Origin of the sequence: Variovorax sp. 770b2 (assembly GCF_900115685.1) — a bacterium.
Taxonomy (GTDB): Bacteria; Pseudomonadota; Gammaproteobacteria; order Burkholderiales; family Burkholderiaceae_C; genus Variovorax.
The window spans coordinates 165,669-177,509 of the sequence record NZ_FOXJ01000009.1; the positions used below are offsets into that span (position 1 = coordinate 165,669).

Sequence of the window (11,841 nt, forward strand, 5' to 3'; positions counted from 1 at the left end):
TCGGGTGGGGTCATGGCGGACAGCGACAGTTACTGCAGCCTGTCGTGTGCCGTCTCTCGCAGCATGGCCACGGCGGGCGTGGAAATCAGTGCGGACGCGATCACGAAGAAGGCCAGCGACATGGGGCTGCCGGTCCATCCAATGAGCCAGGTTGCGATGAAGGGCGCGAACCCGCCGAACACCATCGACGAGAGGTTGTAGGCGGTAGACAGGCCGAAGAGCCGCCCCTTGGTTGGGAACATCTCCACCAGAGCCGCCGGCATTGCACCCAGAAAGAGACCGCCCAGAACGCTCACCACCATCTGGATCAGCACGATGCGGCCGAAACCTGCGCCTCCCAGCGTTGCATGCAGCAGTGGATAGGACAGAAGCAGGAACGCCAGGCAGCTCAGGAGCATCGGCTTCTTTCTTCCGATGACATCGGAGAGAGCGCCAGACGCCAAGCAAGAGAGGGCGATGGTCGCGGTGGCGATGGTGCTTGACCACAAGGCTTCGCTGCGGCTGAGGCCTGCATACTTCTGGATGAAGGTGGGAAAGTAGCTCAGAAAAATATAGACCACCACCGACTGCATCGCTGCGAAGCAGAACGCGTGCAGCATGAGCTTCCAGAGGATGATCGGCTGCACCAGCACACTCGGCTCGCCGTCCGCGCGCTGGAATGCCGGTGTTTCCTGGACGCCCTTGCGAGCGAGCATGCCGAGGGGGCCGATCAGCGCACCCAGCAGAAACGGAATTCGCCAGCCCCAGCTGTCCATGGTCTCAGGACCGAGGCCGGAGTTGAGCAGGGCCGTGACACCCGATCCCACAAGAAGACCCGCAAAGACGCTTGCCGGATGAAAGCTTCCGAAGAATCCGCGTTGCCGCGGTCCGGCCCATTCGACGATGAAGGAAGCGGAGCCTCCCCACTCACCGCCGGCGGAGAAACCCTGCAGCAGGCGCGCGAGCACCAGCAGCGCCGGTGCTGCGATGCCGATGGCTGAATACGTCGGAAGAACGCCGATAAGCCCTGTACCGATGGCCATCAGGCCGACGGTCAGGAGGAGCGCCGGCTTGCGTCCGTGCTTGTCGCCAAAGCGGCCGATCAGCATGCCGCCCAGCGGCCTTGCGACGAAGCCGATGCCAAAGGCGGCGAAGGTCGACAGCAGGGATGTGTTCTCGTCCGCCGAGGGGAAGAAGTGTTTGCCGATGATCGCAGCGAGGTAGGCATAGACGGCGAAGTCGTACCACTCGAGCATGTTGCCGACGGCCATGGCAACGACTGCTCTTCGGCGCTGCGGCCAACTGGCGGTGCGCGCCTCGGCGTGTGGGTCCGTGTGCCGCGCAGGGCTGTGTGCTTGCATGATGTCTCCAGATAGTTTTTTGATTTCTTCGGATTGCTTCGACTCGGCCGGGGTCGGCGCTACGGCATGACGCTGCCCCCGTTCACTTCGATGACCTGGCCTGTGATGTAGCTCGCCAGCCGTTCGCTGGACAGAAACAGGATCGCGCCCGAACATTCGTCGGCCCGGCCAAGGCGTCCCATGGGAATGCCTTCACGAAGTTTCTCGAGCAGCGCGGGCGTGGTGTGGCCGTCGTGGATGGGCGTCGCAATGACGCCCGGCGCAACCGCATTGACGCGAATCCCGTCGGGCACCAGCTCCTTCGCCAGCGCCTTCGTCAGCGTCGAGACATAACCTTTGCATGACGAGTAGAGGCCGGCGCCAAGACTGCCGCCGGTACGCGCCGCCTGCGATGTCACGTTGACGATGCTGCCGCCGCCTCCACGGCGCATCAGCGGCACCAGTTGCCGGCTCAGGATCAACATCGACCGCGCGTTGAGTGCGAAGACACGGTCGATCAGATCGTCGTCGGCGTCCATGAGTGCCCGGCGCTCGATGAAACCGCCCGCGTTGTTTACGAGAACGTCCAACCGGCCAAATGCCTTTTCGACCTCCGCGGCAAGCTCTCCGAGTTGCGACGGCTGCGTCACGTCGGCGCGGAAGAGCTGGCCGTCCCCGCCCACCTCTCTGATCTGCGCCAGCACCTTTTCAGCATCGTCGGGGTGCGAGTTGTAGTGCACGCCGATGCGGCATCCGCAGCGCGCGAAATCGATCGCTGCGGCGGCACCGATGCCCGAACTGGCGCCGGTGACGAGAATTACCTTGTCGTTCAAATCCAGCATTTCTGTCTCCATGATTGTTTGGGCCGGAAGATCCGGCATACGCGCACTCGGCACGCGTCAATAGGTCGCTCTGCCGCCGGACGCGTCGAACACACTGGCGGTGGTGAACGAGCACTCCTCGCTCGCCAGCCAACCGATGACCGTCGCGATTTCGTCGACGGAGCCGAAGCGGCCCATGGGGATCTTCGACAGCATGAAGTCGATGTGCTGCTGCGACATCTGGTCGAAGATCGCGGTATGCACCGCCGCGGGCGTCACGGCGTTGACCTTGATGTTCGATTTCGCGAGTTCCTTGCCGAGCGATTTCGTCAATCCGATCACTGCCGCCTTCGAGGCGCTGTAGGCCGACGCATTGGGATTGCCCTCTTTGCCGGCGACCGATGCGATGTTGACGATGCGTCCGTAGTTGCCGGCCTGCATGTACGGCACGATCGCACGATTGCAGTGAAACACGCCGTTCAGGTTGACGTCGATCACTTGGCGCCATTGGTCGACCGGGTACTCGGCCAACGGCACGTTCGGGCCTGTGATGCCGGCGCTGGCCACCAGTACGTCGATGCCGCCGCCGAGCAGCTGCGCCGAAGTCCTGGCCGCAGCCTCCACGTCGGCCCAGATTGCAACGTCCACTTTCACGCCCGAAGCCTTGGCACCCAGGTCCGCGACCGCCGCGTCCAGCGCCTGCTGGCCGAGGTCCCACAGGCTGACACTGCCCCCTTCGGCGACGAAGCGGCGCGCAAAGGTCAGGCCGATGCCGGCTGCGCCGCCGGTGATGACGGCGCGGCGGCCGGCAAAGCGATTGGCATGCAATACGGCAGTCATTGGCCTTCCTTCCATGCAACGACGCGTTGCTCTTGCCGACCGAGCTTGTCGATACCGAGGGCGACGGTGTCGCCCGCCTTCAGGAAGATCGGCTCCGGCTTGATCCCGAGACCCACGCCGGGCGGCGTGCCGGTGGTGACGACATCGCCCGGCATCAGCGTCATGAATTCACTGAGGTAGCTCAGGATCGCGGCGCAGTCGAACACCATCGTGTTGGTGTTGCCGGTCTGCCGGCGCTGGCCGTTGACGTCGAGCCACATGCCAAGTTCGCCGGCATCGGGCAACTCGTCGCGGGTCACCAGCCAGGGACCGATCGGCCCGAACGTGTCGCAGCCCTTGCCTTTGTCCCAGGTGCCGCCGCGCTCGATCTGGAACGCACGCTCCGACACGTCGTTGACGAGCACGAAGCCGGCGATGTGCTCGAGCGCCCGTTCCCTGGAGACGTAGCTCGCGCGCTGACCGACCACAAAGCCCAGTTCAACCTCCCAATCGGTCTTTTGCGAACCGCGCGGGATGACCACGTCATCGTTCGGTCCGACGATGCAGGAGATCGCCTTGGTGAACACCACGGGCTCCGCAGGGAGCGGAAGGTTCGACTCCGCCGCATGATCTGCATAGTTCAGGCCGATGGCAATGAACTTGCCGATGCCTGCGACCGGCACGCCCAGGCGCGGGTTGCCGCCGACGCTCGGAAGGCTTTGCGGGTCGATCGCCGCGAGCCGCGCCAGGCTGGAAGGCGAAAGTACATCGCCGGCAATGTCGGCGACGAAGGCCGACAGATCTCTCAAACCGCCATCGCCATCCAGAAGGCCTGGCCGTTCCTGGCCGACTGGCCCATACCGCAACAACTTCATGATGTCTCCGTTCAACTTGGTGTGGACTGTAAGGAGCAGCGACATTACATTCCAATCAATTATTTCCAGTTCTACTTTCCAAAATGGAATATCAAGTCGACGGCATAGGCGCCGCACCAAGGCTGATCAATCGCCTGCGCCTGAAGCACTGGGCCCTGCTGGCCGCTCTCGCCGACAGTCCCACCCTGGGGCAGGCAGCGATCGCGATCAACGTGACTCAGCCTTCCGCGACAAAGATGCTTTCGGACATCGAGCAGGCCTTCCTGTTTCCGCTGTTCGAACGCCACCCGCGCGGCATGCGTCCGACCTCGCTGGGCGAAGAAGTCGTTGCGTACGCGCTCCAGTCGCAGGCCGGGTTGTCGCGCTTTCTTGAGGGACTGGAGGTCAAGCGACGCGGGGGGCATGGCCAACTGGTGATTGGCGCGATCATGGGCGCGGCACCGGACGTGGTGGCACGCGCGGTTGCGGCCATCAAGCGCGAACGCCCCTTGTTGACTGTGCGCATCCTGGGCGAAACCAGCGACCAGCTCGGTCTGATGCTTGAACGACACGACATTGAGCTGGCCGTCGGGCGCTTTTCGATGCAGCAATCGCACAGTGCGCTGTCCTTTGCACCGTTATCCAACGAGGAAATGAGGATAGTCGTGCGCAGCGGTCATCCGCTGCTGCGGCGACGCGCGCTGACGTTGGCGTCACTGATGGATTGGCCATGGATTCTTCAGCCTTCGGCGACACCGGCACGCCAGTTGCTCGAAGAAGAATTCGCGAAGGCAGGAGTCGGCACCCCGGCCAATCTCGTCGAATGCGCATCCATCTTTGCCACGCTACAGCTGTTGCAAACCAGTGATGCGGTCTGCGCCCTATCGGAATCAGTCGTGCGCGACCACGTGAAGGCGAAGTTGCTAAAGACATTGCCTGTTCCGGTCGGCAGAGATCTGAAGGGCTTCGGCGTACTGACCCACTTGGCGACCCCATTGTCGGAAACGGCATCCGCATTTATTTCCCAGCTGCATCGATTCGCCCGCTCTCAGCGCGGCTCCTCCGGCATTGGCTAACTTCGATCCGCAATCAAATCTCAGGTCGGCCGTCTTTCGGTCAACCGACATGCGGATCATCTACTGGCTTGACGTGACGAGCCGATCCACTAGTTGACTTCCGTTCCGCACCAGGCCTGCATCGTTTCCATTTAGAGTCCTTGCAACGTCGGAGGTGAGCTTCGGATGGCTGCCTATGGCCGCACGCAGGCGGTCATTGCCTATTCATCGCGGAGTTCGAGCATGCGGTCTTCGACGCAATCTGCAAGTGTCTCCAATGGTTCAACCTCGCCGGCTGTCGCGGTGTCCACACGGAGTCGTCCAGCCGCGCAACCCGTCCATATCGACTCCTTCTTCAAACGAGTCGATCAACGCGAAAATTTCAGCCCGGCGATGCCGCATCGACTCATGACGCCGACCAAGGATCGCGATGTCGCCGGGACTTGGCCGGTCTTCTTGTACGAAGCGTAATCCTTGATCGTTTGAGAGGAGAACGCCTCGGCGGTGTCTTCGGTGATCTCATCGATCGACGGCTGAGTGCATTCGCAGAGTTTCGCGACGGCCGAACTGTCCGCGGTTGCTCCCCGCCCGTCATCGCCCCACTCCCTCACGATGAGCGGGCAGTTGGCCGGATAGCTGGCTTTAAGCCTGGGAACGGTGCACTGCGTGCTGGAGCGCTCCAAGAGTGCGGCCAACTCCTGTTCGCTTCCCTGACCGAGTAATTCGGGGGACATTTTTTTGACGGCCGTCTCGGCGAAACAGGCGCAATGCGCCGACCGGTCCGAGGTGCCATCCAACCACTGCACGATGGCAGGCATGGCCACTCCTGACTGCTGCCAGAACGTGGACATGAGTTGATGCGGTGCCCGACAGCTTGTTTCGAGTCTTGCACGTAGCTCTTCCAACGATTCACGCTCTGCCGGTGTGAATTCTTGAGCCGCCGCTCCGGTTGCCAGGAAGACCGCCATGATGGTCGCGAGTACTCGGCGCCCGCGAGCGCTTCTTGGGTTCATTGGAGAACGGTTTCGGTAATAGGTCATGGAGGAAACGCAAGCATTGCCTGCACGAAGACTTGCGCCGGAGCTTGCATCTTGGCGGCGGCTGCCAATGCTCAGTCCCTCACCGACGCCTTGAATGCCTCGTAGGTTTTCCACTCAGGGTCTCGCTCCGAGCGCACCTCGAGTGGAAGGCCGGGCATCTTCTGCAAGGTCACTTTCAGGCGATCGACAAATTCCTGCCTGGACTGCACGTAGTAGATCCACTGTCTCACGTTGTTCCCTGTCGAGACGATCACTGGGGTCACTGAACTGCCAGTTCCATCTGCTGTCTCCAAAGCATCCTCCATCGCGTCCATATGCTCCCGCTCGGCGATTGCGGGCATGCCTCGATTCCCTTGGTATTTCCAGACGATGGTGAATCGTTCCGGTTGGGTCGCCTTGTCAAAACCGGGAGCGAATTCCTTGAGGAAGCGATACACGATGACGCGATCGCCCTCGCGGCTCTTTGCAGTCGCCGTTGCCCAGATTTGGGCCGACGAAGCCAAAGACATCACGAGCGCTGCGGCCCCAATAAAGAGTCGATGTTTCATGGATTGCAAAGAAGCAGTGGTTGCCTGGTCTTGGCTGTGCGGTACGGCAATTTCTTTCCCTATGCGAAGCGGTCCCGGCGAGCTCAGGCCAAGCGCGCACGCTTGACGTCATGGGGTCCCAATCGGAAAGATGCCAGAACGCCTTGATGCCGACCTTCTCATAGAGAGCGAGCTCAGTGCTGTACAGGGGATAGACACCTGCGATGAAGCAATCGAACGAGTTCATCTTCACCAGCTTCTGGTCTCGGTCGAGATGCGGTGGGGCGAAGATCAGAAACGCATCCATGCCGGACTCGTCGCTTATCTGTTCGCGGAAGTTGATCGTGTTTCCGTAACTGAACGTGCAGTCTCCTCTCAGCCGACTCGCCAGATAGCCGATGGAGAACGGCCATGCTGGATCGAGTGACTCCATCGAGATCATCAGCTCGGCACGTCCATGCTTCCAGTCCGCGTGGGTAGCTAGCGACAGCCCGAAGGTGAAGCCGGTGATGAAGCCTGGGCGCGGCCAGTTCTCATAGGTAAACACTGCGATGTCCGCCAACGACGGATCTCCGGAAGGAACCTGGCGAATGACAGGCTCTCGTCCTTCTGTGATGTTGTCCAGGTGCGCCAGGTAGATCTCTGCGTCTGTCATCGAAGCTCCAATGTCCGCTCCCGGGCGACTGTAGTCGATGAGTTAACAGTCGCGAGGCTCGGGACGGGAGTCTCCCCTCCCCTCTTTTTTCGCTGCCACAGCGAGAGTGGATGCCATAGCGAGGCTTGCCGTTCGGTGGTCAATGCGCCATGACGGTCACTCCAAGATCCTGGTGATGTTGGCATTGGCTCCTGGGCCTGGATCTCCTCATCCCTGGCGGGTTCCGCAATGCGTTTGCCTTGCTGCGGGGTGCTGAGGTGCTGAGGTGCTGCAGGGATTCTTTCCAGGGCTGCACTGGTTTTTTTGTGTGTGGCGTCATGCGCGTCTCCGGCTTGGCCGGCCGCTGTGTCGTGCTGCGCATCGAGCCTGCGCTGCGCTTGTCTCGCCCTCTTCGACTTTGTCTCGGCTTCCGTCGCTGACGCCTTCGCACCTGCGGTGCTGCGCCCTTTCGGTTGCCTCCCGGGAGGCGGCTGGCGCCCTCTCCCGCCGCCCTGCGGTTGGCCCCCCACTGAATCCCCTCGACCAGCTGGTGCAGCTGCTCGAGCTGCGCGGCCGCGGTGCAGCCGCTGCGCGCTGCGCTTGCCTTCCTGATCAGGCGTGTCGTTGCACGCGGTGGCGCTCGCCGCGCGGCGGTGTGGTCCGCGATCGGCCGCCCCGTCCGGGCTCCCGCTCCCCTGACTCCTCTCGCTTCTTTCCGGTGACTTTGCTGCGCGCTGTCCCGAGACCGGCTGCGCCTGCAAGGGGGTGTTCATAACGCGGCCGCGTTACGAATTCTTCCTCCCTTGCTCTCCTGCCATCGCTTCGCTCCCGTTCACCGGGCGACAGGACTCAGGGGAACGGCGGCAGGGCTGAAAGGCAGGCCGATTGCGATCCACACCCTCATTGAGGGGCTTCTGGATCTTGGGGCCCGGCAGCTCTTCAACACTGAAAGGAATTCAATGCTCGCATCTCGTTTTGGCCGTAACTCTTGTGCATACCGCAGCCCGTCGCCGTTGACGGACGAGCAACTGCGAAAGGTTGCTCCCTCCATCTTTGCCGAGGCCGCGCATCAGAGCCGGTCGGAGCGCTACACCTACATACCAACATCGAACGTGCTGGCCGGCCTGCGCGCGGAGGGGTTCCAGCCGTTCATGGTGTGTCAGACGCGGGTGCGGGATGAGAGCAAGCGCGAGTTCACGAAGCACATGCTCCGGCTTCGACATGCATCGCAGATCGAAGACGGCGAGGCGAACGAAGTGATCCTGCTGAATTCGCACGACGGGACCAGCTCCTATCAGATGCTTGCGGGGATGTTCCGGTTCGTCTGCAGCAACGGGCTGGTGTGTGGCGACATCGCGTCGGACGTTCGCGTGCGTCACAAGGGGCCAGTGGTCGATGGGGTGATCGAGGGTGCGTTCGAGGTGCTGGAAGGCTTTGAGCTGGTTCGTGAGCGTCGGGATGCGATGCGCGCGATTGAACTCAAGCCCGATGAGGCGCAGGTGTTTGCACGTGCGGCACTGGCCTTGAAGTACGAACCCGACACGACGAAGCCTGCCCCCGTGAGTGAAGACCAGGTTCTGGCGCCGCGTCGCCGCGAGGACCTGAAATCCGACTTGTGGAGCACTTTCAACGTCGCTCAGGAGAACCTGGTGCGCGGGGGTCTTGTCGGGCGGAGTGCGAGCGGCCAACGCCGCCGCACCCGTGAGGTGCAAGGCATCGATCAGGGGTTGAAGCTCAATCGCGCGCTCTGGCTGCTGGCCGAAGGCATGCGGGCGCTGAAGGCCTGAGGATGCCGCCCGCCGGTGCTTCGCCCCGGCGGGCATCAGCACCGCATTTCAGATGAAAAAACGCATGGCCAGGACGCCACAGGCAGGCGCGGATGCGCGCAAGAAGGAATTGATTTCGCTGCTTCGCGACAACGCGCGGCCCCATCGCTTGCACGAGGTCTTCAGTGATTTCGTGGAGCTCAGTGCGCTCACGATAAGCAACGCGGTCGACCGAATCCAGTACGAGCCGCGAGAGGCTCGCTATCTGCAGATCGTGCAGCGCTATGAGCGCGAGGAAGTCGAGCGGTTCCCGCGCATGTTCGCCGCGCTGGTCGAATGGATGGAGGAAGGCTTTGCCGACAACCTCGGGGATCTCTTCATGTTCCTCGACATGGGTGACCGCTGGAAAGGACAGTTCTTCACGCCGTTTTCGATCGCCGCGTTGATGGCCCGGCTTTCACTTGGCGAAGTGCGGGCTCAGATCGAACGGGATGGGTTCGTCTCGATCAATGAGCCGGCCTGTGGGGCAGGGGGGATGCTCGTCGCCTGTGCTGAAACGCTGCACGAACAGGGCATCAACTTCCAGCAAGCGATGCACGCCACCGCTATAGACATCGACGCGACAGCGGTGCACATGACCTATCTGCAACTGTCGTTGCGGCATGTGCCGGCGATCGTGATTCACGGCAACGCGCTTGCGATGGAAGAGCGGGCGCACTGGGTTACGCCGGCGCACGTGCTGGGCGACTGGGACAGAAGACTGAGACAACGTGACGCAGCGCACGAAATGGCGACGCCGCCTTTTATGCCTCCGCGACTATCGGTTGAAGATGCACCGGTTGCTGCTTTGGACAGTGTGGCGCGGCAGATCGTTGCGCTGCGCGCCGAGCAGCTTGGATTGTTTTAAGGCGATGCAACATCCTGGCCTGCTGATCCACAGCCAGGACTTGCTGGACCTCAATGAGGAATGAAGAAATGCTCCCGGTCTTGATACTCATAGGCATCATTGTTGTGCTCTTTATCGTCGTCAATCTTTCGGCGGGCTCGGACGAGTACAAGGCGCGCAGGTACTTGGCTGACAAGTACGACGAGGAGAGGCGCTCGCGCGGCCGATGAGCGCGTCAGCAAACCGCAACTTCGGGATCTCTGCCGTCAGGTAGCGGACCTCTGACGCGTCGGTGTGTCGTGAACGCCTCAGATGCGCGAGGCTCTTTCGCTTCTGCCGTTGCACAGAGCGGACGTTACCGCTCGCGTTTCAGCAGGTATCGCCGAAGCGGCTCTGGAGAGATCGCTGCAGCAAAACAGGTCTATTCGGACGGATGCCGGGTTAGTCGGACATCAGCGGACCATGTCCGAGCAGCAATTGCTTGGCGGCTTCCATCGCGATCTCGTCTTCTTCAATGGGCAGCTTCTGCTGCGGGTCTGCCCGGAACCGGAACTCCAGGCTGGTCACACGGCGGCTTCCGGATCGCACGGGCTTCCATTCCACCAGCATGCCGGCCTTCGCGCTGATGGCTTGCACCGCTGGCTCTAGCACCCTGACCCGCAACGCCTTGAAGTCCTTGCGGCAACTCGGTGGAGCTTCCATGGCATCCCAGAAATCCTCGATCGCGGTCGTGTAGAAGCCTGTGCTCTGCCAGGACTTGAGCAGCTCGAAGAGGCGCCACGCGTAGACACTGTCGAAGGCTGCAGCCTGACGCAGCTTGTACGTCGTGAACTGGCTTCGAAGGCCCAGTAGGTGGGGTGCGATTTCAGGACTGAAATTGAGCTCCACGTAGCCTTCGCCAGGCGCGTAGTGAGCACCAGAGACCCAGCGGAATTTCTTCTGGTCGGTCTGGCCGCGGCGGCCGCGCACTTCGTAGCGCACGTACCGCTCGAAGAGTTTTTCCGAGGCTGACTTCAGCTGTTCGTAGGCGGTTGTGGGATCAACCTCGAATGTCGTCGCGTACTCCATGGCCGTCACCTTCATCTTCCAACCCGCGTTTGCGGCGAGCAAGAGGTGATTGAGGGGAACCGAATCGGTCCCTGCCAGGCCAAGTGCGACGAGACGCTTCTCGGCGAGGTTGAGACCTTGCGCCGAACGCGCGAGCCGATTGCTCATCGATACGTGACGAGCCTCTGCCTCTTCGGGCAAGACCATCGAGTGTTGTTTTTGTCGGGGAGGATTCTTGCTCATTCGGTCCGTTTGCGATGCCGCACATGGGCATCTGCCGTCCGGATGATGAGTGAACATGCCTGGACGACGCGGTCTCGATTGAAGAAACAAGCACAGAGCGCGGCATATGTCCGAGCCTCGGAAAGGGAGCAACCCGGCGTTTGTCCGAATGCGCTTTCGGGGCAACCCGGTAGCTGTCCGAATAGGGCCTGTGGATAACGACCGGTAGATGTCCGACTCACCCGGAAAACTGTCCGAATGCGACCGGTGGATGTCCGAATGGCGCGGAATCTATCCACAGGCGATGGCAAGGGATGGCGCGGCTTGTAGCCCGATTTTGGAAGAGCAGCGAGCTGTAAGAAAGAAAGAAAAGATTAAAAACCGCGCGCGCGTCGATGAGCCATCGATCGCGCTTCCGGACGCTTCGTCTTATCACTATGAGATGAACCCAACCCCCTCGCCCAGTCGCCGCCCGCCTTCTGACCGACGGACCACGGCGCGAAGCACAAATGGTCTCGCGCTGGTCAAACAATCGGTCTCGACAGCTCTTCGCTATCCCATCGGAACATTCAGAGACCCGACCTTTACACCCGAACGTCGCTGCGCCGCGCGTGTAGAGGTGTTTGGTATTCGTTTTAAAGTCAAATCAAAACTATTGATTTATTCACCTGCATCGACGTGCAGGAAGCCTCTTTTTTTGTATCTGCATTCGATGCGTTATGTATCGATACGAAGCGATCCTTCTTCCTAAACTGCAACGGCAAAAAATCGCAGAGCTCGCTGCGAGATCGAAGACGTTGCCAACTTCATTCGATTCCGTATCTCCCCGACTCTGCGATCACTTGTGGCGG

12 protein-coding genes are annotated in these 11,841 nt (G+C 61.3%); 4 read left to right on the forward strand and 8 right to left on the reverse strand.

Annotated elements, in window-relative coordinates; genetic code table 11:
- Positions 1–29 precede the first annotated feature (29 nt).
- From BM133_RS31525 to BM133_RS31540, 4 genes are all read right to left on the reverse strand, one after another.
- Positions 30–1,250: an MFS transporter gene (locus BM133_RS31525; protein ID WP_218158414.1), complete on the reverse strand. Its 1,221-nt coding sequence runs from the start codon at positions 1,248–1,250 to the stop codon at positions 30–32.
- A 149-nt stretch (positions 1,251–1,399) separates the two neighbouring features.
- Positions 1,400–2,161: an SDR family NAD(P)-dependent oxidoreductase gene (locus BM133_RS31530; protein ID WP_093442980.1), complete on the reverse strand. Its 762-nt coding sequence runs from the start codon at positions 2,159–2,161 to the stop codon at positions 1,400–1,402.
- 57 nt (positions 2,162–2,218) lie between these two features.
- Positions 2,219–2,980 (reverse strand): SDR family NAD(P)-dependent oxidoreductase, encoded by a 762-nt coding sequence (locus BM133_RS31535; RefSeq protein ID WP_093442982.1) that lies wholly within the window; start codon positions 2,978–2,980, stop codon positions 2,219–2,221.
- Positions 2,977–3,834: a fumarylacetoacetate hydrolase family protein gene (locus BM133_RS31540; protein ID WP_093442984.1), complete on the reverse strand. Its 858-nt coding sequence runs from the start codon at positions 3,832–3,834 to the stop codon at positions 2,977–2,979. The genes BM133_RS31535 and BM133_RS31540 overlap by 4 nt, the downstream gene beginning before the upstream one ends.
- Positions 3,835–3,917: 83 nt before the next feature.
- Here BM133_RS31540 and BM133_RS31545 point away from each other — a divergent pair, with 83 nt between their 5' ends.
- The gene (locus BM133_RS31545) at positions 3,918–4,889 is read left to right on the forward strand and encodes a LysR family transcriptional regulator (protein ID WP_093442986.1); all 972 of its coding nucleotides are present in this window, start codon (positions 3,918–3,920) and stop codon (positions 4,887–4,889) included.
- A 347-nt stretch (positions 4,890–5,236) separates the two neighbouring features.
- Here the strand turns inward: BM133_RS31545 and BM133_RS31550 are convergent, their stop codons facing one another.
- From BM133_RS31550 to BM133_RS31560, 3 genes are all read right to left on the reverse strand, one after another.
- Entirely contained in the window at positions 5,237–5,686 is a 450-nt protein-coding gene (locus BM133_RS31550) for a hypothetical protein (RefSeq protein WP_143100265.1), read from the reverse strand.
- 293 nt (positions 5,687–5,979) lie between these two features.
- Positions 5,980–6,417: a DUF695 domain-containing protein gene (locus BM133_RS31555; protein WP_256219414.1), complete on the reverse strand. Its 438-nt coding sequence runs from the start codon at positions 6,415–6,417 to the stop codon at positions 5,980–5,982.
- Positions 6,308–7,090 (reverse strand): suppressor of fused domain protein, encoded by a 783-nt coding sequence (locus tag BM133_RS31560; protein ID WP_093442992.1) that lies wholly within the window; start codon positions 7,088–7,090, stop codon positions 6,308–6,310. The genes BM133_RS31555 and BM133_RS31560 overlap by 110 nt, the downstream gene beginning before the upstream one ends.
- Positions 7,091–8,028: 938 nt before the next feature.
- Here BM133_RS31560 and BM133_RS31565 point away from each other — a divergent pair.
- Complete coding sequence (locus BM133_RS31565) at positions 8,029–8,856, forward strand: DUF932 domain-containing protein (protein WP_093443063.1); 828 nt, start codon at positions 8,029–8,031, stop codon at positions 8,854–8,856.
- A 52-nt stretch (positions 8,857–8,908) separates the two neighbouring features.
- A complete protein-coding gene (locus tag BM133_RS31570) occupies positions 8,909–9,742 on the forward strand; it encodes an N-6 DNA methylase (protein WP_093442994.1) in 834 nt (277 codons plus the stop codon).
- A 420-nt stretch (positions 9,743–10,162) separates the two neighbouring features.
- Here the strand turns inward: BM133_RS31570 and BM133_RS31575 are convergent, their stop codons facing one another.
- Positions 10,163–11,011, reverse strand: a complete 849-nt coding sequence (locus BM133_RS31575) for a replication initiation protein (protein ID WP_256219415.1) — start codon at positions 11,009–11,011, stop codon at positions 10,163–10,165.
- A gap of 208 nt (positions 11,012–11,219) precedes the next feature.
- On the opposite strand from BM133_RS31575, the gene BM133_RS34970 reads away from it, so the two are divergent.
- A complete protein-coding gene (locus BM133_RS34970) occupies positions 11,220–11,741 on the forward strand; it encodes a hypothetical protein (RefSeq protein WP_143100266.1) in 522 nt (173 codons plus the stop codon).
- Positions 11,742–11,841: the final 100 nt, after the last annotated feature.

Coding starts and splice junctions, on each gene's coding strand:
- BM133_RS31565 (WP_093443063.1), top strand. CDS start 8,029: ATGCTCGCATCTCGTTTTGGCCGTAACTCTTGTGCATACCGCAGCCCG.
- BM133_RS31560 (WP_093442992.1), bottom strand. CDS start 7,090: ATGACAGACGCAGAGATCTACCTGGCGCACCTGGACAACATCACAGAA.
- BM133_RS31555 (WP_256219414.1), bottom strand. CDS start 6,417: ATGTCTTTGGCTTCGTCGGCCCAAATCTGGGCAACGGCGACTGCAAAG.
- BM133_RS31540 (WP_093442984.1), bottom strand. CDS start 3,834: ATGAAGTTGTTGCGGTATGGGCCAGTCGGCCAGGAACGGCCAGGCCTT.
- BM133_RS31575 (WP_256219415.1), bottom strand. CDS start 11,011: ATGAGCAAGAATCCTCCCCGACAAAAACAACACTCGATGGTCTTGCCC.
- BM133_RS34970 (WP_143100266.1), top strand. CDS start 11,220: ATGTCCGACTCACCCGGAAAACTGTCCGAATGCGACCGGTGGATGTCC.
- BM133_RS31525 (WP_218158414.1), bottom strand. CDS start 1,250: ATGGCCGTCGGCAACATGCTCGAGTGGTACGACTTCGCCGTCTATGCC.
- BM133_RS31570 (WP_093442994.1), top strand. CDS start 8,909: ATGAAAAAACGCATGGCCAGGACGCCACAGGCAGGCGCGGATGCGCGC.
- BM133_RS31545 (WP_093442986.1), top strand. CDS start 3,918: ATGGAATATCAAGTCGACGGCATAGGCGCCGCACCAAGGCTGATCAAT.
- BM133_RS31530 (WP_093442980.1), bottom strand. CDS start 2,161: ATGCTGGATTTGAACGACAAGGTAATTCTCGTCACCGGCGCCAGTTCG.
- BM133_RS31550 (WP_143100265.1), bottom strand. CDS start 5,686: ATGCCTGCCATCGTGCAGTGGTTGGATGGCACCTCGGACCGGTCGGCG.
- BM133_RS31535 (WP_093442982.1), bottom strand. CDS start 2,980: ATGACTGCCGTATTGCATGCCAATCGCTTTGCCGGCCGCCGCGCCGTC.